This is a genomic window from Streptomyces sp. BV286 (assembly GCF_019090165.1).
Classification (GTDB): Bacteria; Actinomycetota; Actinomycetes; order Streptomycetales; family Streptomycetaceae; genus Streptomyces.
On record NZ_JAHRIB010000150.1, the window covers coordinates 185108 to 208571 of the forward strand.

Below are 23464 nucleotides of genomic sequence, written 5' to 3' on the forward strand. Positions count from 1 at the left end.
GTACGCCGTACAGGAACTGTTCTACGGTGTATGGCATGCCCACCTCGCAAGGTCATCCCCAGCGCTGGCCGATCCTCGGTGTCATCTGTCTCGCGCAGCTCACCGTGCTGCTCGACAACACCGTGCTCAACGTCGCGATCCCCTCCCTCACCGAGGAACTGGGGGCGGGCACCGCGGACATCCAGTGGATGATCAACGCGTACTCGCTGGTGCAGTCGGGCCTCCTCCTCAGCGCCGGCAGCGCCGCCGACCGGTACGGCCGCAAGAAGATGCTGGTCGCCGGTCTCGTCCTGTTCGGCATCGGCTCACTGGCCGCCGGACTCGCCGACACCACCGGGCAGTTGATCGCCGCCCGCGCGGGCATGGGCGTCGGAGGCGCGCTCCTGCTCACCACCACGCTCGCCGTCGCGATGCAGATCTTCACGCCCGACGAGCAGCCGAGGGCCATCGGCATCTGGAGCGCCGTCAACGCCCTCGGCTTCGCCACCGGGCCACTGCTCGGCGGGTTCATGCTCGACCACTACTGGTGGGGCGCGATCTTCCTGGTCAACCTGCCGGTGGTGGCGCTGGCACTGGGCGCGGTGATCGCCCTCGTACCGGAGTCCAGGAACCCGCGCGGCGACCGCCCCGACCTGCTCGGCGCGCTGCTCTCCACGACCGGGATGACCGCCCTCGTGTACGCGATCATCACCGGACCGGAGCACGGCTGGACCTCCGGCCGCGTCCTCACCGTGGCGGCCCTGGCGCTCGTCGTGCTCGCCCTCTTCGCGTACTGGGAGAGCCGGATCCCCCACCCCATGCTGGACCTGCACTTCTTCAGGGACCGGCGCTTCACGGGCGCGGTCGCCGGCGCTGTGCTGATCACATTCGGCATGGGCGGTGCGCTGTTCCTGCTGACCCAGCACCTCCAGTTCGTCCTCGGGTACGGGCCGTTGGAGGCGGGCCTGCGCACGGCGCCGCTCGCCCTGACCGTGGTGGCCCTCAACTTCACCGGTCTGTCGGCGAAGTTCACCGTGAAGCTCGGCACGCCGGTGTCGATCGCCCTCGGCATGGTGCTCATGTCGGGCGGCCTCGTGTCGATCGCGACCCTCGCGGCGAGCGGCTACGCGGGCACGCTGCTCGGCCTGCTCCTCATCGGCGCCGGCTGCGCGATCGCCAACCCCGCCATGGCGCACGCCATCATGAGCGCGATCCCGCCGGAGAAGGCGGGCGTCGGCGCGGGCGTCAACGGCACGCTGGCCGAGTTCGGCAACGGCCTCGGCGTGGCGGTCCTCGGCGCCGTCCTCAACGCCCGCTTTGCCGCACTGATCCCCTTCGCCGCGGCGTCCCTCCCGGCGGCGCTCGCCTCCGCGGAGTCGGCCGGCGAGCGGGCACGGATCAAGGACGCCTTCTCCTCCGGCCTGGAGACCAGCCAGCTGGTGGGCGCGGTCGCCGTACTCCTCGGCGGACTGCTGGCCGCCGCGTTGCTCCGGCGGGCCGAAGGGGCAGACTCCGCGGTGACGGTGAAGGCGGCGGCCTGAAGCCGCTTAGCATCAGGGCGGGGCGGCCCCGGTGTTCCGGGGGCGCCCCTTGCGGGAGTCACGAGGAAGGTGCGCCATGGTGAGGGCAGCCGACCGGGCCGAGCGCCCGGCGCGGACCAGTGTCTGGTTGGACGGCAGGGCGCCGCGCGGCGGCGCCCGGGGTGGCCAGCCGTCCTCGCTCGACCGGGACCGGATCACCGAGGTCACGGTGCGGCTCCTCGACGCGGAGGGACTGGCCAGATTCTCCATGCGGCGGCTGGCCGCCGAGCTGAACGTCACCGCGATGTCCGTCTACTGGTACGTGGACACCAAGGACGATCTTCTCGAGCTCGCCCTGGACGCGATCTACGGCGAACTGGAGCTGCCCGACCCTGACTCCGGCGAGGACTGGCGGGACCAGCTCCGCTCGATCGCCTCCGGCTACCGGGCCCTGCTCGTACGGCACCCCTGGGCGTCGCCGCTCGCCGGGACGTTCCTCAACATCGGGCCCAGGGCGGTCGCCTTCTCGCGCACCGTGCAACGGGTGATCCGCCGGACGGGGCTGCCCACGCACCGGCTGACGGGGGCCATCTCCGCCGTCTTCCAGTTCGTGTACGGCTTCGGCACGATCGAGGGCCACTTCACGGTGCGCTCGGCCGAGGCGGGGATGAGCCCGGACGAGTTCTTCCAGCAGTCCCTGAGCACGCTCAGGGAGGCACCCGAACTCGACGACGTGTTCCAGGAGTCCAAGGAGATCATGCGGGCCCGCGGGGGCAGCACCGTCGAGGAGATGTACGAGCGGGACTTCCACTTCGCCCTTGACCTGGTGATCACCGGAATCGAGACGACGGTGCTCCGCGGGGACGGGTGAGCCGGGCCCGCTCCTGCGGGCCCGCTCCTGTTGGCCTACTCCTGCGGGGCGAGCCCGGCCGGGAAGCCGCCCGTCGCGACCGGACCCCACTTCGCCGGGGTGATCCTGATGATCGACTTGCCCTGCTTGAGCATGGCCGCCCGGTACTCGTCCCAGTCCGGGTGCTCACCCGAGATGTTCCGGAAGTACTCGACCAGCGGCTCGACCGACTCGGGGGAGTCGATCACCTCGGCCGTGCCGTCGACCTGCACCCACGGGCCGTTCCACTCGTCGCTCAGGACGATGAGGCTGACCCGGTCGTCGCGCTTGGCGTTACGGGTCTTGGCGCGCTCCGGGTAGGTGGAGACGACGATGCGGCCCGAGTCGTCCACTCCACAGGTCAGCGGCGACCCCTGCGGGCTGCCGTCCGCCCTGCGGGTCAGCAGCACGGCGCGGTGCCGTGGCCGTACGAAGTCCAGCAACTCGTCCAGCGAAACAGAGGTGTTCGTCGCGATGTTCGGTGCCATGCGGGCAGCTTAGGCGCTGGGCCACGGCTGAGCCTGCTCCTGCCGGGCCTACGCCTGCGGGAGTGTCTCCCCCTGCACGGCCTGGATGTCCAGCTCGACCTTCAGCGTCGTGCCGATGGCCGCGATGCCCGCCTGCACGACCTGGTTGTAGTTCATGGCGAAGTCCTCCCGGCGCAGCTCCGTGGTGGCGCGGAAGGCCGCCCGGGTCCCGCCCCAGGGGTCGGCTCCCGTGCCCAGGTAGGCCAGCGCCAGGTCGACCGGGCGGACGACCCCGTGCATGGTCAGCTCGCCGTGGACCGTCCAGCGGTCGGCGCCGGCGGCCGGGGTCAGGCCCTTCGAGACGTACGTGATCTCCGGGTGGCGCTCGACGTCCAGGAAGTCCGGCGACTTCAGGTGGCCGTCGCGCATGGCGTTGCCCGTGTCGATCGAGTCAGCCCGGATCACCGCCTCCACACGGGACTTGGCGACCTCGTCGGGGGCGATCCCGATCGACGCGGCGAACTGCGTGAACCGGCCGTGCACGCTGGAGATCCCCAGGTGCTGGGCGACGGCGCCCACGGAGGAGTGGGCCGGGTCCACGGTCCAGGTGCCGGGCGGGGGCAGCTCGGTGCCGCCCTGCCGGGCGAGGGTCACGGTGCCGATCTCGGCCCGGCCGCTCGCCGTGACGATGGCGCTCGACGCGGCGGGCGCGTACCCGACGGCCGTGACGATCACGGTGTACGCGCCGGGCGCCAGCGCGGCCGCGTCCCGTACGGCACCCTCCTCGTCCGCCTCGGCGCGCACCACCTGGGTGCCCGTCATGTCGGTCACCGTGACGACCGCGTGCGACACGGCCCAGCCGTCCCGCGTACGGATCCGCGCGGTCAGTCCCATTGCACACAACCTCTTTCCATGGAACCGGCCCGTGGAGCGCGCCTCCGCTCGGAACGCGCTCCACGGGCCGGGGTCTTCGACAACTGGCCGACACCTGGTCGACCACTGGTCCCCGACTACTCGCCGGGGTGGGCGAGTTCGATGTCGTGGCCGTCCACACCGCCACCGCCACCGCCGACGGTCAGTGCCGTGGCCACCGGCGGGTAGCCGGTCGCGATGACCGTGTACTCCCCGCTGTCCAGGTCGGCGAAGGCGTACGCCCCGTCCGACCCGGTGGTGGCGCTGCCGACCACGTTGCCCGCCGCGTCGACGAGCGTGACCCGGGCGTCGCCCAGCGGACCGGCGGGTGCCCGCACGACGCCCCGGAGCTGTGCGCCGGAGGTCAGCTCGACCTCGATCCGGGTGACGCCGGTGCCGCCGACCTCGACGGGCAGGGCACGGGGGCGGTGCCCGGCGGCGTTCACCGCGACGGTCACGGCGCCCGGCACCAGCTCGGCGAAGGCGAACTCGCCCTGCTCACCGGTGGTCCCGGTGGCCAGCACGTCGCCGCGCACATCGGTCACGATGACCATCGCGCCCACGACCGGCCGCCCGCCGTCGGCGGCCCGCACCGCACCCGAGAGCCCGCTCGTGCCGCTCAGCAGGATGTCGTACGCGAGCGGCTCACCGTTCACGACGACCGTCGAGGCCTGCGGCTGGAACCCGTCCGCGGAGGCGATCAGCACGTACGAACCGGTGCCGGGCGCGTCCACCGCGTAGGCGCCGTCGGCCTGTGCGACCGAGCGGCCCAGCTGACGGCCCGCGAGGGAGATCAGCGTGACGGCGGCCCGGGGCACGGGCGCGCTCTCGGCGCCGCGGACGAAACCGTGGACCGGGACGCCGCCGGAGCCGGACCCCGTGCCCCGGTCGGTGCCGGCCTCCAGGGTGGCCACAGCCGAGAGCCGCTGGGTGCCCTCGGGCCGGGGGGCGGTGCCGTCACCGGCGCCGGTGTCCGCGACGGCCCAGCTCGGGACACGTTCGTCGGCCTCGGCCGGGAAGACGTCCGCAGCCGCCGGGGTGGCCTCGGCGACGGCCGTGACCTCCGCCTGGGCCTCGGCGGCCTGCGCCAGCCCGCCCGACGTACGCAGCGGGACCTCCTTGATGAACAGCGTGACGAGGAGGGCGAGCAGTGCCAGAACCGCCGCGATCAGGAAGACGTCCGCGATGCCGTGCCCGTACGCGCTCTCCATGACCGTGCGCAGCGGGGCGGGCAGCTTGTCCATGTCGGGGATGCTGCTGTCGGAGCTCGAACCGGCGGCCGCGGCCGCGTACTTGGGGTCGAGTCCGGCGATGCCGTCCTTGGCGTAGTCGGTGATCCGGTTGGCCATCACCGCGCCCAGCGCGGAGACGCCGATCGCGCCGCCGAGGGAGCGGAAGAAGGTCACCGTGGAGCTGGCCGCGCCGAGGTCCTCCGGGGCCACCTGGTTCTGCGTGGACAGCACCAGGTTCTGCATCATCATGCCGATGCCGAGACCCAGCAGCGCCATGAAGACGGCGACCCGCCAGTAGTCCGTGTCGTACCGGATGGTGCCCAGCAGACCGAGGCCCGCGGTGATCAGGACACCGCCGCTGACCAGCCAGGCCTTCCACTTGCCGGTCTTGGTGATGATCTGCCCGGAGACGGTGGAGGAGATGAACAGGCCACCGATCATGGGGATCGTCATGACTCCCGACATGGTCGGGGACTTGTCCCGCGCCAGCTGGAAGTACTGACTGAAGAAGACCGTGCCCGCGAACATCGCGACACCGACGAAGAGCGAGGCGATGGAGGAGAGGGTGATGGTCCGGTTGCGGAAGAGCCGCAGCGGGATGATCGGCTCCTTGGCCTTCGACTCGACGAGCACGAACAGCAGTCCGAGCACGATCGAGCCACCGACCATGGCGTACGTCTGCCACGACACCCAGTCGTACTTGTCGCCCGCGAAGGTGACCCAGACGAGCAGCAGCGAGACCGCGGCGGAGATGAGGAACGCGCCGCCCCAGTCGACCTTCACGTCCCGCTTCACGACGGGCAGGTGCAGGGTCTTCTGCAGGACGATCAGCGCGATGACCGCGAAGGGCACACCGACGTAGAAGCACCAACGCCAGCCGAGCCAGCTGGTGTCGGTGATGACACCGCCGAGCAGCGGACCGCCGACGGTCGCGACCGCGAACGTGGCTCCGAGGTAGCCGGAGTACCGGCCGCGCTCACGCGGGGAGATCATCGCCGCCATGACGATCTGCGCGAGGGCGGACAGACCGCCGACGCCGATGCCCTGGACCACGCGGCACGCGATCAGCATGCCGGGGTTCTGCGACAGGCCCGCGGCGGCCGATCCCAGGACGTAGATGACGAGCGCTATCTGGACGAGCGCCTTCTTGCTGTAGAGATCCGCGAGCTTGCCCCACAGGGGCGTGGCCGCCGTCATCGACAGCAGCGCGGCGGTGACGACCCAGGTGTAGGCGGACTGGCCGCCGCCCAGGTCGCCGATGATCTCGGGCAGGGCGTTGGTGACGATCGTCGACGACAGGATCGCGACGAACATGCCGAGCAGCAGGCCGGAGAGGGCCTCCATGATCTGCCGGTGCGTCATCGGAGCGCCGTCGGAGGCGGCGCCTCCGTGCTTGGCGTGTGAGCCCCGCACACCGGCTGGTGTGGTCGTAGCCATGGGCTTCCTTTTCTTGTGGTGCGTCATACGGGTGTACGGGTGGTCTGTTCGGCGGGGGGTGCGGCGGGCCGGCAGTCGCCGAAGCTGGCGCGCAGGCGTCCGAGCAGGGCGCCCAGCTGGTCGACCTCGTCGTCCGACCAGTCCGCCAGGTAGTGGGCGAGCGCGTTCATGTAGCGCTCGGAGAGCTCGGCGAGCATGTCCCGGCCGGCTGGGGTGAGCCGCAGGATGCGCGAGCGCTTGTCGGCCGGGTCGGGGGACCGGTCGATCCAGCCGTACTCGGCCACGTGCGCCACGTGCCGGCTCGTCACCGACATGTCGATGGCGAGCAGCTCGGCGAGCCGGCTCATCCGCATCTCGCCGTGCCGGTCGAGGAGCGTGAGCACGGCGGCGGACCCGGCCGGGCACTCGTGCGGGAGGACCCGGCCGAGGCCCCGCTTCACAGCGCCGATGGCACTGAGCTGCTGGGCCAGCTCCTCGTACTGACGTCGCGCGGCCATCGCACCTCCCTTGTTTGTTGCTTCAGGCAACCATAAGAACCGTTGGTTGCTGCAGGCAAATGAAATGGGGGGCCAATGGCGCAAAACCTTGGCAAAGGCAAGTATTGGCGAACGTAAACTTGCAGGTGAGGGCTTGGGGAGGGCGGTTGTGGGGGGTGAGCGGGTCCCGGGCTTGGGTCCGTGGCTGGGGAGAGCGGGCCCTCTTCTCGGCTCCTCGGCTCTCCGGCTCTCCGGCTCTCCGGCTCTCCGGCTCTCCGGCTCTTCGGTTCCCCGGTTCCCCGGTTCCCCGGTTCCCCGGTTCCCCGGCTCTTCGGCTCTTCGGTTCCTCGGCTCTCCGGCCCGTCCGGTGCCGGGCGGAGGTGCAGGGGTCGGTTCGAGGGTCCGGACCGACCAGGAACCCGTGGCCGGAAATCACCAGAAAGGCGCACGCACCACCAGAAGGCGGCACCCGCCGCTTGGGACCGCCGGAGGCACCCGCTAAGGTCCTGCCCCATGGCAAACACCCAGGGCCCCGAGGGCAACTACGACCCCGCGGGTAGCACCCAGATGTTCCGAGCGTTCGTCGACGACCCCCAGAGCCGTCAGCAGCAGGCGGCCGCCAGAGGCCCCCGTGTCGGCCTGATCGTCGGTGTGATCGTGGCTGTCGCGGTCGTCGCCGTGGTCGCCTGGCTCGCGCTCAAGTAGGCAAAGGGCGCCGTCGGGCGCGCTAGTCCCACCGGACGGACACGTCCCGCGTCTCGACATGCATGCCGAGCGGTACGCGCCAGGCGTCGACGCACACCGTCCAGGTCTTCTCCTCCCGCGCGCCCGGAGCGATCGGGGCGGGAAGCTCCTCGGTCGACTCGACGGTCGCCCAGTCGATCCCGAGCGCACCGATGACGTGCGTCCCGAAGGTCACCGTGCCCGAACGCACCGCGCTGCCCCCGGTGTTGTGGAACGCGACGGTGACCTTCTCGCACCAGCGTCTGTCGGCGGGCGCCCGCTCGGGTTCGCCGACGTCGATCACGGCAGGACCGGGCTCCTCGGGTTTCGCGGGACTCCCCGCACCCCCGCCGCTCGGCTGCCCGCCCCCCGAACTTCCGCCCGCGGAACCGGGGTTGTCTCCCGGCCGGCCGGAGCCGCCCCCGCCCGCCGACGGACTCGTACGACCATCGCCATCGCCATCGCCATTGGACCCGGACCCGGACCCGGCCCCGGACGTAGACCCCGACACCGTTCCGGACGTGGCCGAACCGCTGCCACTCTCACTCTCCGAGGCGTCAGCGGGGCCCGGACGTCCGCCCCCGGAACGCGCGGGACCCGAACTCCCGTCCCCCGCCGCCCCTTCGGACGCGTGGCCCTCCAGCGGCACCAGCTCCACGTCCCCGGTGGGCGCCACCGCCTCGCCGGACGACGCGGGCCGCTGTACGGCGACATGACCCCCGCCGCCGTCGGCGGTTCCGCAGGCGGCGAGGACCGCCCCCAGACAGACGACGGCCGCCGAGGCGCCCCCAAGGGCACCTCGGCGACCACGAATCGACTCGTGACCCATCCGTCGGCGCATCGCGCCAGTGTGGCTGACGGGTCGTCAATTATGAACCCTCGGTGGGGATCCGGACCGAGGACGTCCCGGCCGGAGTGCCCTCCGCCCGGGCTCAGTCGGAGATGAGACCTTCCCGCAGCTGCGACAGCGTCCGCGTGAGCAGCCGGGAGACGTGCATCTGCGAGATGCCGACCTCCTCGCCGATCTGCGACTGCGTCATGTTGGCGAAGAAGCGGAGCATGATGATCCGCCGCTCGCGGGGCGGGAGCTTGGCGAGCAGGGGCTTCAGCGACTCGCGGTACTCGACGCCCTCCAGCGCCGTGTCCTCGTAGCCGAGGCGGTCCGCGAGCGAGCCCTCGCCGCCGTCGTCCTCGGGGGCCGGTGAGTCGAGGGACGACGCCGTGTAGGCGTTGCCCACCGCCAGGCCGTCGACCACGTCCTCCTCGGACACGCCCAGTACGACGGCGAGTTCGGCGACGGTCGGCGAGCGGTCGAGCTTCTGGGAGAGCTCGTCGCTGGCCTTGGTCAGCGCGAGCCGCAGCTCCTGGAGGCGGCGCGGCACCCGCACCGACCAGGACGTGTCCCGGAAGAACCGCTTGATCTCACCCACGACCGTCGGCATCGCGAACGTGGGGAACTCCACGCCCCGTTCGCAGTCGAAGCGGTCGATCGCCTTGATCAGGCCGATCGTGCCGACCTGGACGATGTCCTCCATCGGTTCGTTGCGCGACCGGAAACGGGCGGCGGCGTAACGCACCAGCGGGAGATTGAGCTCGATGAGCGTGTCCCGGACGTAAGCGCGCTCGGGGCTGTTCTCGTCGAGTGCGGCGAGCCGCAGGAACAGGGAGCGGGACAGAGTGCGGGTGTCGATCGCTTCCGAGGTCGGGGGGAAGGCCGGGGCTTCCGCGGCCGGGACGGCCGGAACCTCGACAACGACACTGTGAAGCACGTCGGGCGCGGATTCGCTCTTGACGAGCGTGAGCACCTTCGAGCTGCCCTGGTCTGCGGACATGCCACCCCCTTTGGGTCGCGGACGGTCGCGGCGGACGCTCCCGTCGAAGGAACGCAGCCTCCACCTGAATACCGGAGGTGGGGCTGCGGCAAACGCTTCACCGGAAGAATGTCACACGTCGGCAACACGATGTAGTGACATGTCGACACGGGAAGGGTGAATAGGCCCTGGAAAAAGGGGGTCTGACGGTTTTTCGACGCAGAAACGTCGTGAAAAGGCCTTGGGAGCGATTCGCTCCGGAGAGTTACGCCTCGATCCTGTTTGCGGATCGGAGCCGGGCGAAACTGCGGGCGAGCAGCCTTGACACGTGCATCTGCGAAACGCCCAGTTCCGTACTGATCTGTGACTGCGTCAGATTGCTGTAGTAGCGCAGCAGGAGGATGCGCTGTTCCCGCTCGGGGAGCTGGACGAGAAGGTGCCGTACGAGGTCCCGGTGCTCCACGCCGTCCAGTGCGGGGTCCTCGTAGCCGAGCCGGTCGAGGAGGCCCGGCAGTCCGTCGCCCTCCTGGGCGGCCTCGAGCGAGGTCGCGTGGTACGAGCGTCCGGCCTCGATGCAGGCCAGGACCTCCTCCTCGGTGATCCGCAGCCGCTCGGCGATCTCGCCGGTCGTGGGCATGCGCCCGAAGGCCGTCGTGAGGTCCTCGGTGGCGCTGTTCACCTGCACCCAGAGCTCGTGCAGCCGGCGCGGTACGTGGACCGTGCGGACGTTGTCCCGGAAGTACCGCTTGATCTCGCCGACGACGGTGGGCATCGCGAAGGTCGGGAACTGCACGCCCCGGTCGGGGTCGAAGCGGTCGATGGCGTTGATCAGTCCGATGGTCCCGACCTGGACGACGTCCTCCATGGGCTCGTTGCGCGACCGGAAGCGGGCGGCGGCGTACCGCACGAGGGGGAGGTTCGCCTCGATCAGCGCGGCCCGTACCCGGCCGTGCTCGGGGGTGCCGGGCTCCAGGTTCTTGAGCTCGCCGAACAGGACCTGGGTGAGGGCCCGGGTGTCGGCCCCGCGGCGGCGCTGGGGACCCGGCTCCTGGGACTCGGCGGGGTCGTCGATCCGTTCCAGGGCCTGCGGCTTCTGCTGGGGAGGTGCTTGAGGCGCGGTACTGGCCGGCACGGTCAACTCCACCTCTGGGTCCGTCAACCCGTGAAAACACAAGTCCGAACGACGTCCGTCAGACACATGCGTCAACTCATCGGTCAAAAGCGGTCATAGCATCACAAGACATGTGCACTGTGTGCAAGCACCGCGTAACTCCGTGTTGAGCACGCGTGGGAGGCCCCGGACGTCTCCTGGGCGGTTCCTGGACGGGCCCGGGGGCGGATCCGGGACGGGTGAGGGCCTGTCACGGGCCGGTCCGAGCCGGTGCCGGACGCGGAGCGGACACGGAACGGCCCCCCGCCGTTCGGGCGAGGGGCCGTCGGTCCGTGTGGAGCGCGGCTCAGAACTCGTAGTCGGCGATCACCCACGTGGCGAACTCACGCCACAGCGCGACGCCCGCCTGGTGGGCGGGGTGCTCGATGTACCGCTTGAGCGCGTCCGTGTCCTCGACCGCGGAGTTGATCGCGAAGTCGTAGGCGATGGGACGGTCGGTGATGTTCCACTCGCATTCCCAGAACTTCAGTTCGGGGATCTGCCCGTCGAGCGCCCGGAAGGCGGCGACGCCCTCGACGACGCGCGGGTCGTCCCGCTCGACACCTTCGTTGAGCTTGAAGAGGACCAGGTGGCGGATCACGTGCACTCCCAGGGCGAACGGGGATACGGACGCGGCGACGACGGCCGCCGCCCGGCTCCCGACGCCGTCCGGGCCGGTGGTGAGGGCCGGTCGCGCGGGCCTGGCCGTGCGGGCCGTGCGGCCCTGCGGGTGGGGCCGGTGGCGCCGACCGAGCGCGTGACCCGGTTCCCGGCTAGTCCTTGGCCCCGTCGGCGACCCACGTCATGAAGTCACCGACGGCCTGAGCGGCGTTCGAGATGCCCTCGAACCCTATCTGGACGTAGTCCGCCGCCTTTTCGGGATCGGTGATGATCACGTACAGCACGAAGACCACGAGTACGTAGACGGCGATCTTCTTCGAATTCACCGCCATCGCGGCCTCCCCCTGTGCCTGCTGCCTGTGCCCGCTGCGCCTGCTGGGACCCGTGTTGCCGGCGGTGAGTGTAACCCCGGGCAGTTGATCTGACGATCTTTCAAGAGCGGCTGGAGGACCCGGGGCCGGAACGCACGAAGGGCCCCGTCGTGAGACGGGGCCCTTCAGAAGCGGTAGCGGAGGGATTTGAACCCTCGGTGACTTGCGCCACACTCGCTTTCGAGGCGAGCTCCTTCGGCCGCTCGGACACGCTACCGAGAGAGATCCTAGCCCACGATGGGCCGTGCTCTGAAATCCGTATCCGGCCGCCTGCCCGGGCGGGGTGTGGTGGGGCGTGGCGGGGTGTGGGAGGTGCCCCGTGAGGGCCTGGTGGGGGTTCAGCGGTCGCGGAAGAACTCCGTGAGCAGGTGGGCGCACTCCTCGTCGAGCACGCCGTTGATCACCTCGGGCCGGTGGTTGAGCCGGCGGTCGCGTACGACGTCCCAGAGGGAGCCGGCCGCGCCCGCCTTCTCGTCGCGGGCGCCGTAGACGACCCGGTCCACGCGGGACTGCACGATCGCGCCGGCGCACATCGTGCACGGTTCGAGGGTGACGACGAGCGTGCAGCCGGTGAGCCGCCATTCCCCCGTCGCCGCGGCGGCCCGGCGGATCGCCAGCACCTCGGCGTGGGCGGTCGGGTCGCCGGTCGCCTCGCGCTCGTTGTGCCCGGTGGCGAGCACCGTCGTGCCGTCAGGTGACAGCACGACGGCGCCGACGGGTACGTCGCCGCCCCGGCCGGCCAGTCCGGCCTCGTCCAGGGCGCGCCGCATGGCGGCCCGCCAGGGGTCGCGTACGGGGTCCAGTGCCTGCTGGGCGTTCGGCGGAGTCAGCGGACGGCCTCCAGGACCTCCGCCGCCCCGAGGACCTCGGCGATCTCGCTCAGCGCGTCGGTGCTGTCCAGGGCCAGCAACTCCTTCTCGTTCACCCCGAGATCGACGAGGACCTCGCGGTCTCCGATGGGTCCGGGCGGCACGATCTCACCCTTGACGGGGGTGTCGGCGCCGTCCTCCTCGTCGTCCTCGGACCCGTTCTCGGACTCACCGTCCTCCGTGCCGTCGAGGTCGAGGGAGTCCAGGTCGGCGACGGTGTCGTCACCGGGATCCCTTCCGAGCAGTTCGTCCGTGAGCAGGATCTCGCCGTACGAACTGCGGGCGGCGGCCGCGGCGTCCGAGACGTAGATACGAGGGTCCTCCTCGCCGTCCACGCGGACGACTCCGAACCATGCGTCCTCCTGCTCGATGTAGACGAGCACCGTGTCGTCGTCGACCGAGGCCTCGCGGGCCAGGTCGGTCAGATCCGACAGGGTCTCCACATCGTCGAGCTCTGTGTCGCTCGCTTCCCACCCGTCTTCGGTGCGCGCGAGCAGTGCGGCGAAGTACACCGTGACTCTCCCACTGGTCCTAGGTGTGCCGGTTGGGGGTCCCCCCGGCGGAGGCTGTGGGCGGGGAGCGCGTGCTCCGAGTCCCGCCCACTCGGAATCGTGGCAGAAACAGAGCGTTCAGGAGAGGTCTTCGGCTCGCTGTGTTCCGGTCGCGTCCTCACGTCCGGTCGCGCGGCGTGTGCGTCACGCCCCCGCATGGCCTCACCCGGGCGCCCGGCGCCCACCGACAGCGGGATCGTACGCCGCCCGGGCGTCCGCTTCGTACGCGGCTTCCCGAGGGCGGCCCGGTGGATCGCGCGGCGGCCGCCGTACGGGTGCCGCGGCGGGCCCGGGCGGCGGCGTCCGCGCGAACGCGGGTCACCAGCGAAATGTGCGCATGCGCATGGCGTGGCGCAGCCGGGCCGTCTTCGCCCGCCGTGGCTGCACCCTGTCGCGCAGCTCGCGCGCCTCCGTGAGTTCCCGCAGGAACTGGGCCCGGCGCCTGCGGCGCTGGGCGTCGCTCTCCAGGTCTTCCCGGTTACCTCGCTCCGGGTCCGGCATCGGCAACACCCCCAGTCGGTCCCTCCCACTTTCCCTCCGACCGGCGGTTTGATGCCAGCGGGAGTTTGCGGGGGCGCTGCCGGCGAGGCGTTCCGGAACCGGGTGGTGACGTGGGACAGGTGTGCGGGGCGGGCCCGGATACCCTGGTGGGCATGCGTCTCCACGTCGTCGACCACCCTCTGGTCGCTCACAAGCTCACCACGCTGCGCGACCGCCGCACCGACTCCCCGACCTTCCGGCGTCTCGCCGACGAGCTGGTCACCCTGCTCGCCTACGAGGCCACCCGGGACGTGCGGACCGAACAGGTCGACATCGTGACCCCGGTGTCCTCCACCACGGGCGTCAAGCTGTCCCACCCGCGGCCCCTCGTCGTACCGATCCTGCGGGCGGGCCTCGGCATGCTCGACGGCATGGTGCGCCTGCTGCCGACCGCCGAGGTGGGCTTCCTGGGCATGATCCGCGACGAGCAGACGCTTCAGGCGTCCACGTACGCGACCCGCATGCCGGAGGACCTCTCCGGCCGGCAGGTGTACGTCCTCGACCCGATGCTCGCCACCGGTGGCACGCTCGTCGCGGCGATCCAGGAGCTCATCAGGCGCGGTGCGGACGACGTGACGGCCGTGGTCCTCCTCGCCGCCCCCGAGGGCGTCGAGGTCATGGAGCGCGACCTCGCGGGCACCCCGGTGACGGTCGTGACCGCGTCGGTCGACGAGCGCCTGAACGAGCACGGCTACATCGTCCCGGGCCTGGGCGACGCGGGGGACCGCATGTACGGAGCGGCCGAATAGGCGGATCGGCGGGCCTACGGGCCCGCTAGCAGCTCTTCTTCGTCGCGGAGGGCGTCGGTGCGGGCCTGGCCAGGGTGGTCAGGGCCTTGTCGGCGTCCTTCTGCGGTGTCAGGGCCTTGAAGGCCGTGCCGAGGACCAGGTCGACCTCGGCGGGCTTCGCCCGGGTGTCGGTCTTCGTCTCGGCGCCGGCGAGCTGGGTCGCGAGGACGGGGAGAGCGGTGTCGGCGGCCGCCTCGGCGCCGAGCACCATGCCGGGCCCGGGGACCTTCTTGTCGTACGCCTTGGGCGCGTTGCCCACCTCGCCGATCTTGAAGCCGCGCTTCTTCAGCGCGTCCGCGGTGTCCTTGGCGAGGCCGGAGCGGGGCGTGGCGTTGAGGACGTTCACCGTGATCTGGCCGGGTTTCGGCAGGGCCTTGACCGGGCGGGCGGAGGGCGAGGGGGACGCCGTGCAGTCCGCTGCCGGGCCCGCCGCGGACGCCTCGTCACTGCCGCCCGTGAAGACGTCGATGAGCTGCAGCGTTCCCCAGCCGACCAGTCCGAGCGCGGCGACGGAGGCGACGACCGCGAGCGTAATCCTGCGGCGCCCCCGGTTTCTGCGCATCCGTGGGTACTTGTCCCCCGTGATCCGGTACTGGCCGCCCATGCCAGGGGGAGTGAGCATGCTCATGGGCGCAGCGTAGTGCGCCGAGGCGGCGATGCCTACTAGATGATCATTGCCCGGCGCGCAGTCCAACCCAAAAGGGCCAATGCGCCGTGCTCCGCCGGGGGTGTCGCTCGAAGCCGCGGGCCGCCTGCCTCACGCCGCTGGGCGGGGCGTCGCGCCGGACGGACCGGTCTTCGGTCTGTCGGACGGGCCAGGCTTTCGGTCTGTCGGCCGGGCCCCGGTGTCCGGCTCAGCCCAGTTCGAGGACGCGGGCGTGGAGGACCTGGCGCTGCTGGAGCGCGGCGCGGACCGCGCGGTGCAGGCCGTCCTCCAGGTACAGATCGCCCTGCCACTTCACGACATGCGCGAAGAGGTCGCCGTAGAACGTGGAGTCCTCGGCGAGCAGTGTTTCCAGATCGAGCTGGCCCTTGGTCGTCACCAACTGATCGAGGCGGACCGGGCGCGGCGCGACGTCCGCCCACTGCCGGGTGCTTTCCCGGCCGTGGTCGGGGTACGGCCGTCCGTTTCCGATGCGCTTGAAGATCACACGGAAAGCCTACCGGTCAAGAGCTTCCGGGCGCAGCCATGGCGGTGGAGTGCGACGCTGGAAATGACGTCGTAAATATGGGCGAACCAGTCATTCTTCCGGATCACCTGCTCGTGATCGGTGTGAAATCGAGTCATGGACAGGTCCGGGCAAACCGGGAACAGGGGCCTGAAATGACTGACAGCGAAGCACCGCCGGCGAAGACACCCGAAGCCGTGAGCGGCGCTCCCGCACTTCCCCAGGAGGCCCTGAGGATCGCCTCCGGGTACGCCTTCACGGGTCCCGCGCTCGATCTGGGCGCACTGCTGTGGGACGGGCGGTGCCTGCCGGACGTCCAGATCCGCATCCCGCTGCCGATGCTCAACCGGCACGGGCTGGTCGCCGGGGCCACCGGCACCGGCAAGACCAAGACGCTGCAGCTCGTCGCCGAGCAGCTGTCGGCGCAGGGCGTGCCGGTGTTCCTCGCCGACGTGAAGGGGGACGTGTCCGGTATCTCGGCGCCGGGGCAGGAGAACGACAGGGTGCGGGCACGGGCTTCGGAGGTGCGGCAGGAGTGGACGCCGGCGGGTCGCCCGTGCGAGTTCTACGCCCTCGGAGGCATGGGCCACGGCATCCCCGTACGCGCGACCGTCACCAGTTTCGGGCCGGTCCTGCTGTCCAAGGTGCTCGGGCTCAACCAGACCCAGGAGCAGTCGCTCGGCCTGATCTTCCACTACGCCGACCGGAAGGGCCTGGAGCTGGTCGACCTGAAGGACCTGCGTGCGGTGGTGGCCTTCCTGACCTCCGACGAGGGAAAGGCCGAGCTCAAGGGCATCGGCGGTCTCTCCACCGCCACGGCAGGGGTGATCCTGCGCTCGCTGACGGCGTTCGAGGCGCAGGGGATGAGCCCGTTCTTCGGGGAGCCGGAGTTCGACACGAACGAACTGCTGAAGGTGGCCGGGGACGGCCGGGGCACGGTCTCCGTGCTGGAGCTGCCCGCGGTGCAGGACAAGCCGCAGCTCTTCTCCACGTTCCTGATGTGGCTGCTCGCCGACCTTTTCCATGATCTTCCGGAGGTCGGTGACGTCGACAGGCCGAAGCTCGTCTTCTTCTTCGACGAGGCGCATCTGCTCTTCAACGACGCCTCGAAGGCCTTCCTCGACTCCATCACGCAGACCGTCCGGCTGATTCGCTCGAAGGGCGTCGGCGTCTTCTTCGTCACGCAGACCCCGAAGGACGTGCCCGGGGACGTCCTCGCCCAGCTGGGCAACCGTGTGCAGCACGCGTTGCGCGCCTTCACCCCCGACGACCAGAAGGCGCTCAAGGCCACGGTGCGGACCTTTCCCGACTCCGCGTACGACCTGGAGGAGGTTCTCACCGCACTCGGGACCGGCGAGGCCGTCGTCACCGTCCTCAGCGAGAAGGGCGCGCCGACACCGGTCGCGGCGACACGGCTGCGGGCGCCGGAGTCCCTGATGGGACCGGTCGATCCGGCGGACCTCGACGAGGCGGTCAGGAAGTCGCCCCTGCACGGCCGCTTCGCCGAGGCGGTCGACTGTGTGTCGGCGTACGAGCGGCTGACGGCCACCGGGGAGGCGGGCTCGGGCCCGGACGCGGGAACGGGGGCGGGGACGGAAGCGGGCGCGAGGGCTCGTGGGGAGTCCCCGGCGCCCGGTCCCGGAGCGGGTGAGGGCCGGGGGCAGCGGCGGAAGGCCGAGGAGGCCGAGGGGGACGACGACTCGCTCGTCCAGCAGGTCGTCGGCAGCGGTGTCTTCAAGTCGCTGGCCCGCAGTCTGGGCACGCAGATCGGGCGCGAGATCACCCGGTCGGTCTTCGGCACGGCCCGGCGCAGGCGGTAGACCGGAGCCGGTCGGGCTCGGCGGGGGCGGAGAGGCTCCGACCCCGCCGGACACATCAGTCGCGTTCGCGGTCCTCGGGCGGGTTCTGCTGCTCCGGGGCCGGTTCCGGGCGCTCCGGGGCGCCCTGTCGGGTGCCAGGAGGCGGCTTCGGGGCGCCGCGGAGGGATTCGGCGCGGACCAGGGCGCGCAGGATCGCGTACGGGTCGTTCGGCATGGAAAAGGTCCTCTCGTGCTGCTGGGGAGGGGGGAGCGGTTCCGGTCGGGGCCGGGGCTCTCAGCAGCGGAGGACCAGGGAGCGCTGGGCGCGCGGGGAGGGGGCGTACCGGAGCGCGGGCAGGGAGTGGACCCGTAGGCCCGGGCGCTCGACGGCGGACCTGCGTGCGGGGCGCTGCGGGACCAGGGGGCGGTGGCTCTGGCGGGCGGCTGGGCGGAGGGCCGTGTCCAGCAGGTCGTGGGGGTGTTCGAGACCGGTCTCGGTGGAGACGGCGGCGGGCGGAGCGGTGCGTGTTCCGGTGTGGCCGCCCGCGGAACCCACCGCGCACACCGCGCACAGCAGCGCGGCGAGCGCCATGAGGAACCGCTGCCGGGCGGGCCGGTGCGGAGCGCGCGGGACGAACCGGTCGGGGCTCACGAGAGGTCATGTCCCCGGGCGGGCCGCCCGGTGCATCGGCGTGCCCCGAGAACCGCCCTCTTGGCGTACGCCCGGGACGTGCGGCCGCCGGTGCGTCACGTGCCGGCGCGGGCGCGTCACGTGCCGTCGCCCCGCCCGCGCCGGAAGGGTCCCCGCGACCGGGACCGTCCTGCCACCGGGATCGTCCAGCGACCTGGACCGTCCGACCGAGGCCGTCCAGCGACGGGACCGTTCAGCGACGGGGGCCGTCCTGCGACCGGGATCGTCCAGCGACCTGGACCGTCCCGCGACCGGGACCGTCCGACCGGGACTGTCCTGCGACGGGGGCCGTTCTGCGACCGGGACCGTCCAGCCACGGAACCGTCCAGCCACCGGAACCGTCCAGCCACCGGAACCGTCCCCGCGCCGGACCCTCATGGCTGCCTCACGCGGGTCTCATGCGGGACGCACGCGTGCCTCACGCGTGCCTCATGCGGGACGCGCGCCGCATGAGGCACGCGTCCGCTTGTTCACCCGCCGGAGGTCTTTGCCGTCTTGGCCGCTTTGGCCGCCGCCTTCATCTCCTGCTTGTGCGCCCGCACCTTCGCCAGCGACTCCGGGCCCGTGATGTCCGCGACCGAGCGGAAGGACCTGGCCTCGCCGTACGAGCCCGCGGCCTCGCGCCAGCCCTTCGGGTCCACCCCGAGCTGCTTGCCCAGCAGGGCGAGGAAGATCTGGGCCTTCTGGGTGCCGAAGCCGGGCAGTTCCTTGAGGCGGCGCAGGAGTTCGGCGCCCGTCCCCGCGCCTTCCCAGACCTTCGCCGCGTCCCCGTCGTAGTGCTCCACGAGGTACTGGCACAGCTGCTGGACCCGCTTGGCCATCGAACCCGGGTAGCGGTGCACCGCCGGTTTCGTGGACAGCAGGGCCGCGAACGCCTCGGGGTCGTACGCCGCGATCTCGTGCGCGTCGAGGTCGTCCGCGCCGAGCCGCCGCGCGATCGTGTACGGGCCCGCGAACGCCCACTCCATCGGAATCTGCTGGTCGAGCAGCATGCCGACGAGCGCGGCGAGCGGGCTGCGCCCGAGGAGCTCGTCGGCCTCGGGCTGCTGGGCGAGGTGAAGTGTGACGTCCATGCCCCGATCATCGCGCGGGCGGGTTCAGGACGCTCGCCAGTACCCCAGCGCGTTCACCCGCTGCTTCGGCAGTGCCAGCTCCTTGCGGAAGTACGCCGCCAGCGACCGGGTCGTCGCCGTGTCGCAGGCGATCCAGACGTACGGGTCCGGGGTGCCCTTCAGGAGGTCCGGCGCGGCCTCCTTCACCTGGGCCACCAGGTGCGCGCCCTCGTCGAGCCGGGCCACCGTACGGACGTCGTGGTGGGCGGGGTCGGCCCGGAGGGGCAGGCCGTCCAGTCCTTCCGCTCCTTCGCTTCCTTCGGTCGACTCGAACCAGATCGTCGTGGGTACCGGACCCAGCACGTCCAGAAGGGAGTTGAGGGCGGGGAGGGAAGCGGTGTCGCCGATCGCCAGCACGAGGGACGGCGCCGGGTCCGGATGCGTGAAGCCCGTGCCCTGGACCGTCGCCTCGATCGTGTCCCCCGGCTTGGCGGCCCGCGCCCAGTCGCTCGCGCATCCCTCGTGCAGCGCGAACTCCAGGCTGAAGGTCCCCGCGGCCGGATCGGGGTCCACCAGGGTGTACGCCCGCTGGTGCGGCTTGCCCGCGTTGTCGAACCACAGCCGCACCCACATCGTCGGGTGCACCCCGGTCGCCGCGAGCATGCCGCCGTCGGTGAGGTGCACCCGGCGGTAGTGCTCGGTGACGTCCTCCGCGCCCGTGACCGTGAACGCGAAGTCCTTGCCCCGGAACAGTTTGAGGACCGCGCCCTCCCAGCCGTGCCCCTGCCCCATGGCGTTTTCACCCTTCGCGTACGATTCCGACAAGCTTTACTTAGGTGAGCCTAACCTAAATATGATGGGGAGACGCAGGGTGACTGCCGAGATCTACCGCGACGCCTGGGGCGTCCCGCATCTGCGTGCGGGTGACGCGCGCGAACTGGCCCACACCCAGGGCCTGGCCACGGCACTCGACCGCGCCTGGCAGATCGAGGTCGAACGCCACCGGGCGCGCGGCACGTCGGCCGCGTTCCTCGGCGCCGACGCGCTCGGCTGGGACCGGTTCGCGAGACAGGCCCTGCTCGACGACACCGCGAGACGGTGTTTCACGGCCCTGGAGAGACGGGACCCCGAGACCGCCGCCTGGGTCCGGGCGTACGTCGACGGGGTCAACCAGGGCCTGCCCGAAGGGGCCCGCCGTGCACCGGAGTTCGCGACCGTCGGCCTCACACCGGGCCGCTGGGAGCCGTGGACGTCGCTGGGCGTCTGGCTGGCCACGCACATCCTCTTCGCCGGGTTCCCGGCCAAGCTCTGGCGCGAGGAGGTCGTACGCCATCTCGGTCCGGACGCCGTCGGCCTGTTCGCCACCGACGGGCCCGCCACCTCCGGCAGCAACGGCTGGCTCGTCTCGGGCGAGCGGACCGCCACCGGCCTGCCGGTCATCGCGGGCGACCCCCACCGCTTCATCGAGGCGCCGGGTGTGTACCAGCAGATCCGGCTCTCCTGCCCGGAGTTCGACGTCGTGGGGCTGGCCGTGCCGGGCGTCCCGGGGATCGCCCACTTCGGTCACACGGGCACGGTGGCCTGGGCGATCACCAACGCGATGGCCGACTACCAGGACCTGTACCGGGAACGGCTCCGGCGCTCCGGTGAAGGGGAGGGGCAGCGGGTCGAGGCCCTGGGCCCGGACGGGAGATGGCACGCCGCCTCCCGGCATGTCGAGACGGTCGAGGTGGCCGACGGCGAACCCGTCGAGGTCGAAGTGATCGAGACCGGCCGCGGCCCGGTCGTGATCAGCGGTGACTTCGACGGGGAGGACGGTCCCGTCGCCGAGGGCTCGGCCGGGCCCATCAGCCTCCGCTATCCGCCCCGGGTCTCCGAGGACCTGGGTTTCGGCTCGCTCCTCCCTCTCCTCCGCGCCCGCCGGGTCGCCGACGTGGACCGCGCCTTCGACGCCTGGGCCGAGCCCGTCAACGTCGTCCAGGCGGCCGACACCGAGGGCGGCCTGCTGCACCGCGTCGCGGGCCGCGTGCCGCTGCGTGACCCGGAGAACGGCGTACGGATCGTCGCGGCCTGGGAGCCCGGACACGAGTGGCGCGGCTGGTACGGGCCCATGCCACGCGGCACGGTCGACGACGGCATCGCGGTCATGGCCAACCAGCGCGGACCCGCCACTCCCCTCGGCGTCGAGTTCGCTCCGCCGCACCGGGCCGACCGCCTGCGCACGCTCCTCGACGCGAGGACCGACTGGTCGGCCGCCGACATGGCCGCCCTTCACATGGACACCCATCTCGCCTCCGCGGGCCCGCTGCTGGACCACCTCGCCGCCCTCGACGGCCTCACCCCCGAAGCCGTCGCCCTGCGCGAGCGGCTCCTGGCCTGGGACCGCCGCATGGACGCCGACAGCCGGGAGGCGGCTGTCTACGCGGCAGTCCGCAGCGCGGTCGTACGCCGCATCGTGGCCCACCCCGCCCTCGCCCCGCTGACCGGACCCCCGTCCTGCCCCGAGGTGCTCCGGCCGTGGCTCGCGCTCGTCCCCCGTGTCGCCTTCGCCCTCGAAGGCCTCCTCAAGGCGGAGGACCTGTACGGGATCGACCGCGCCGAAGCGGTCGGGGCGGCCGTGGAGGAGGTGGCCGGGGCCCCGCCGAAGGGCACCTGGGGCGACACCCACCGTCTCGCCCCCTGGCGGGCGGTGCCGGACCCCGCGTCCGACGACAGGGAACCGGGGCTCTCCGGCGATCACGACTGTGTGCTGTGCACCTCGGCCGTGCCGGGCCTCACCGACCGGGCCGCGCGGGGCCCCGCCGCCCGCTACGTGTGGGACGTGGCACGGCGCGAGGACAGCGGCTGGGTGGTGCCGTTCGGTGCCTCGGGCGTACCGGGCTCACCGCACCACCGCGACCAACTCCCTTTGTGGCTCGGGGGAGAACTGGCCCCCGTGGTCACCGACTGGAACCTGCTCACCAGGAACGACGAGGACAACGACGTCGACAACAGCGTCGACAACAACGTCAGTGATGAGAGCGACGAAGACAGTGACGACGACAACGGAATCGACGATGAATGCAACAGAAGCGGCCATGAGCGCGACGGAAGCGGCGACAAGCGCAACGGCACCGGCGAAACCGGCGACGGGGGCAGCGATGACGTCGTACACGGTCGGCCGTGACCGCGCGGCGGTCCATCAGGAGACCGTCGACGGCCTCGGCACGGTCCGCGTCGTGCCCGTGGACCCCGAGGCCGACCTGGACGTGCTCCACCACTGGGTGACGGCCGAGCGGGCCCGGTTCTGGGGCATGGGCGGCTTCACCAGGGAGCAGGTGCTGGAGACGTACCGGTATCTCGGCTCGCTCGACACGCACCACGCGTACCTCGCCGTCCTGGACGGCGAACCGGCCGCGCTCTTCCAGACGTACGAACCGGAGGCCGACCGGGTCAGCGAGTGCTACGAGGTGGAACCCGGCGACATCGGCGTCCACCTGCTGATCGGACCGGTCGGCGAGGGCGCCGGCCGGCCGGGCTACAGCACCGCCCTGCTGACCGCGTTCACCACGTACGTCCTGCGCGTTCTCGACCGGCCGCGGGTGGTGGTCGAGCCCGACAGCCGCAACGAGAAGGCCATCGCCCGCCTGCTCCGGCAGGGTTTCGTGCTCGGCCCGCCGATCGTGCTGCCGGAGATCGACCTCCCGGAGGTGTACCTGCCGCGGAAGAAGGCCCAACTGGCGTTCCTCAGGCGGGAGACCGTCCTTCAGGGGCCGGGCGTCCCGTAGGCCGTCCGCACGGGGCTGCTCGGCAAGGCGCCGCTCGGCACGGAGACCGGCGGTGGCTGCCCGGATGCTCGCGGCTCAGGGCGCCCGAACCCCGGCGCGAGCATCCGGTGCCGCGGGCGACGCATCGGCAACTCCTGGTGGGGCATGGTCGGTAGGTGGTCCACGACATCACTCCAGAAGCCCTGGTAGCTCACTACCGACTCGAACCCATCCCCAAGGAGGGCGGCCTCTTCCGCCGCACCTGGGCGGGCCCCGAACGGCCGGACGGTCGGCCCGAGGGGTCCGCGATAGTGGCCCTCCTGACCTCGCGGCCCGGCGACTTCTCCGCGCTGCACCGCCTCCCCGCCGACGAGACCTGGCACTTCTACCTGGGAGATCCGCTGGAGCTGCTGCTCCTCTCCCCCGACGGCACGTCCCGCACGGTCCAGCTCGGCCCCGACGTCCTGGGCGGCCAGCACGTCCAGTTCACGGTGCCCGCGCGCACCTGGATGGGCGCGCGGGTCGTCCCGGACGGAGCCTGGTCGTTCTTCGGGTGCACGATGGCGCCCGGCTTCACGTACGAGGGGTACGAGCACGGCGACGCGGCCGCGCTCACCGCCCGCTACCCGGCGGAGGCCGAGCGGATCGCCGCGCTGAGCCGGCCATGACCG

26 protein-coding genes and 1 tRNA gene are annotated in these 23464 nt (G+C 71.5%); 8 read left to right on the forward strand and 19 right to left on the reverse strand.

The window, feature by feature from the left end; genetic code table 11:
* Positions 1 to 35 precede the first annotated feature (35 nt).
* Positions 36 to 1520, forward strand: a complete 1485-nt coding sequence (locus KUF83_RS25540; RefSeq protein WP_217457264.1) for an MFS transporter — start codon at positions 36 to 38, stop codon at positions 1518 to 1520.
* A gap of 76 nt (positions 1521 to 1596) precedes the next feature.
* Complete coding sequence (locus KUF83_RS25545; protein ID WP_217457265.1) at positions 1597 to 2370, forward strand: TetR/AcrR family transcriptional regulator; 774 nt, start codon at positions 1597 to 1599, stop codon at positions 2368 to 2370.
* A gap of 35 nt (positions 2371 to 2405) precedes the next feature.
* On the opposite strand, the gene KUF83_RS25550 is transcribed toward KUF83_RS25545, so the two are convergent.
* The 4 genes from KUF83_RS25550 to KUF83_RS25565 form a co-directional block, all read right to left on the reverse strand.
* Positions 2406 to 2876 (reverse strand): PPOX class F420-dependent oxidoreductase, encoded by a 471-nt coding sequence (locus tag KUF83_RS25550; protein ID WP_217457266.1) that lies wholly within the window; start codon positions 2874 to 2876, stop codon positions 2406 to 2408.
* A gap of 48 nt (positions 2877 to 2924) precedes the next feature.
* Complete coding sequence (locus tag KUF83_RS25555; protein WP_217457267.1) at positions 2925 to 3749, reverse strand: YceI family protein; 825 nt, start codon at positions 3747 to 3749, stop codon at positions 2925 to 2927.
* A gap of 116 nt (positions 3750 to 3865) precedes the next feature.
* Positions 3866 to 6436 carry an MFS transporter gene (locus KUF83_RS25560; RefSeq protein ID WP_217457268.1) on the reverse strand — a complete coding sequence of 857 codons (2571 nt, stop codon included), beginning with the start codon at positions 6434 to 6436 and terminating at the stop codon, positions 3866 to 3868.
* Positions 6437 to 6459: 23 nt separating this feature from the next.
* Complete coding sequence (locus KUF83_RS25565; protein ID WP_217457269.1) at positions 6460 to 6933, reverse strand: MarR family winged helix-turn-helix transcriptional regulator; 474 nt, start codon at positions 6931 to 6933, stop codon at positions 6460 to 6462.
* A 492-nt stretch (positions 6934 to 7425) separates the two neighbouring features.
* Here KUF83_RS25565 and KUF83_RS25570 point away from each other — a divergent pair, with 492 nt between their 5' ends.
* Positions 7426 to 7617: a hypothetical protein gene (locus KUF83_RS25570; protein ID WP_217457270.1), complete on the forward strand. Its 192-nt coding sequence runs from the start codon at positions 7426 to 7428 to the stop codon at positions 7615 to 7617.
* 22 nt (positions 7618 to 7639) lie between these two features.
* Here KUF83_RS25570 and KUF83_RS42835 read toward each other — a convergent pair whose 3' ends face one another.
* From KUF83_RS42835 to KUF83_RS25615, 9 genes are all read right to left on the reverse strand, one after another.
* On the reverse strand, positions 7640 to 7939 hold the full coding sequence (locus KUF83_RS42835; protein WP_308403125.1) for a hypothetical protein: 300 nt from the start codon (positions 7937 to 7939) through the stop codon (positions 7640 to 7642).
* A 628-nt stretch (positions 7940 to 8567) separates the two neighbouring features.
* The gene (locus KUF83_RS25580; RefSeq protein ID WP_217457272.1) at positions 8568 to 9467 is read right to left on the reverse strand and encodes an RNA polymerase sigma factor SigF; all 900 of its coding nucleotides are present in this window, start codon (positions 9465 to 9467) and stop codon (positions 8568 to 8570) included.
* Positions 9468 to 9711: 244 nt separating this feature from the next.
* On the reverse strand, positions 9712 to 10578 hold the full coding sequence (locus tag KUF83_RS25585) for an RNA polymerase sigma factor SigF (RefSeq protein ID WP_217457273.1): 867 nt from the start codon (positions 10576 to 10578) through the stop codon (positions 9712 to 9714).
* A gap of 325 nt (positions 10579 to 10903) precedes the next feature.
* Positions 10904 to 11197 carry a Dabb family protein gene (locus KUF83_RS25590; protein WP_217457274.1) on the reverse strand — a complete coding sequence of 98 codons (294 nt, stop codon included), beginning with the start codon at positions 11195 to 11197 and terminating at the stop codon, positions 10904 to 10906.
* 172 nt (positions 11198 to 11369) lie between these two features.
* Positions 11370 to 11549: a hypothetical protein gene (locus KUF83_RS25595; RefSeq protein ID WP_217457275.1), complete on the reverse strand. Its 180-nt coding sequence runs from the start codon at positions 11547 to 11549 to the stop codon at positions 11370 to 11372.
* 171 nt (positions 11550 to 11720) lie between these two features.
* Positions 11721 to 11805 (reverse strand) — tRNA-Ser (locus KUF83_RS25600).
* A gap of 121 nt (positions 11806 to 11926) precedes the next feature.
* Positions 11927 to 12358 carry a tRNA adenosine(34) deaminase TadA gene (tadA, locus tag KUF83_RS25605; RefSeq protein WP_217457276.1) on the reverse strand — a complete coding sequence of 144 codons (432 nt, stop codon included), beginning with the start codon at positions 12356 to 12358 and terminating at the stop codon, positions 11927 to 11929.
* A gap of 56 nt (positions 12359 to 12414) precedes the next feature.
* The gene (locus KUF83_RS25610) at positions 12415 to 12969 is read right to left on the reverse strand and encodes a hypothetical protein (protein ID WP_217457277.1); all 555 of its coding nucleotides are present in this window, start codon (positions 12967 to 12969) and stop codon (positions 12415 to 12417) included.
* A gap of 357 nt (positions 12970 to 13326) precedes the next feature.
* Positions 13327 to 13509: a hypothetical protein gene (locus tag KUF83_RS25615; RefSeq protein ID WP_217457278.1), complete on the reverse strand. Its 183-nt coding sequence runs from the start codon at positions 13507 to 13509 to the stop codon at positions 13327 to 13329.
* A gap of 152 nt (positions 13510 to 13661) precedes the next feature.
* On the opposite strand from KUF83_RS25615, the gene upp reads away from it, so the two are divergent.
* Positions 13662 to 14297, forward strand: coding sequence for a uracil phosphoribosyltransferase (gene upp, locus KUF83_RS25620; RefSeq protein WP_217457279.1), 636 nt, complete (start codon positions 13662 to 13664; stop codon positions 14295 to 14297).
* A 25-nt stretch (positions 14298 to 14322) separates the two neighbouring features.
* On the opposite strand, the gene KUF83_RS25625 is transcribed toward upp, so the two are convergent.
* Both KUF83_RS25625 and KUF83_RS25630 read right to left on the reverse strand, forming a co-directional pair.
* On the reverse strand, positions 14323 to 14964 hold the full coding sequence (locus tag KUF83_RS25625) for a LytR C-terminal domain-containing protein (RefSeq protein ID WP_217457280.1): 642 nt from the start codon (positions 14962 to 14964) through the stop codon (positions 14323 to 14325).
* 226 nt (positions 14965 to 15190) lie between these two features.
* Entirely contained in the window at positions 15191 to 15487 is a 297-nt protein-coding gene (locus KUF83_RS25630) for a type II toxin-antitoxin system VapB family antitoxin (protein WP_003955420.1), read from the reverse strand.
* A gap of 173 nt (positions 15488 to 15660) precedes the next feature.
* On the opposite strand from KUF83_RS25630, the gene KUF83_RS25635 reads away from it, so the two are divergent.
* Positions 15661 to 17325 (forward strand): helicase HerA-like domain-containing protein, encoded by a 1665-nt coding sequence (locus KUF83_RS25635; RefSeq protein ID WP_217457281.1) that lies wholly within the window; start codon positions 15661 to 15663, stop codon positions 17323 to 17325.
* A gap of 55 nt (positions 17326 to 17380) precedes the next feature.
* Here the strand turns inward: KUF83_RS25635 and KUF83_RS25640 are convergent, their stop codons facing one another.
* The 4 genes from KUF83_RS25640 to KUF83_RS25655 form a co-directional block, all read right to left on the reverse strand.
* Positions 17381 to 17539, reverse strand: a complete 159-nt coding sequence (locus tag KUF83_RS25640; protein ID WP_217457282.1) for a hypothetical protein — start codon at positions 17537 to 17539, stop codon at positions 17381 to 17383.
* A gap of 60 nt (positions 17540 to 17599) precedes the next feature.
* Positions 17600 to 17956, reverse strand: a complete 357-nt coding sequence (locus KUF83_RS25645) for a hypothetical protein (protein WP_217457283.1) — start codon at positions 17954 to 17956, stop codon at positions 17600 to 17602.
* 509 nt (positions 17957 to 18465) lie between these two features.
* The gene (locus KUF83_RS25650) at positions 18466 to 19068 is read right to left on the reverse strand and encodes an HhH-GPD-type base excision DNA repair protein (RefSeq protein ID WP_217457284.1); all 603 of its coding nucleotides are present in this window, start codon (positions 19066 to 19068) and stop codon (positions 18466 to 18468) included.
* Between the two features lie 24 nt (positions 19069 to 19092).
* Positions 19093 to 19839 carry a siderophore-interacting protein gene (locus KUF83_RS25655; RefSeq protein WP_217457285.1) on the reverse strand — a complete coding sequence of 249 codons (747 nt, stop codon included), beginning with the start codon at positions 19837 to 19839 and terminating at the stop codon, positions 19093 to 19095.
* A 79-nt stretch (positions 19840 to 19918) separates the two neighbouring features.
* Between KUF83_RS25655 and KUF83_RS25660 the strand changes: the two genes are divergently transcribed.
* The 3 genes from KUF83_RS25660 (at position 19919) to KUF83_RS25670 (ending at position 23461) form a co-directional block, all read left to right on the forward strand.
* Positions 19919 to 22213 carry a penicillin acylase family protein gene (locus tag KUF83_RS25660; RefSeq protein ID WP_217457286.1) on the forward strand — a complete coding sequence of 765 codons (2295 nt, stop codon included), beginning with the start codon at positions 19919 to 19921 and terminating at the stop codon, positions 22211 to 22213.
* On the forward strand, positions 22188 to 22814 hold the full coding sequence (locus tag KUF83_RS25665; RefSeq protein WP_217457287.1) for a GNAT family N-acetyltransferase: 627 nt from the start codon (positions 22188 to 22190) through the stop codon (positions 22812 to 22814). The genes KUF83_RS25660 and KUF83_RS25665 overlap by 26 nt, the downstream gene beginning before the upstream one ends.
* Before the next feature lie 167 nt (positions 22815 to 22981).
* The gene (locus KUF83_RS25670; protein ID WP_217457318.1) at positions 22982 to 23461 is read left to right on the forward strand and encodes a cupin domain-containing protein; all 480 of its coding nucleotides are present in this window, start codon (positions 22982 to 22984) and stop codon (positions 23459 to 23461) included.
* Positions 23462 to 23464 lie beyond the last annotated feature (3 nt).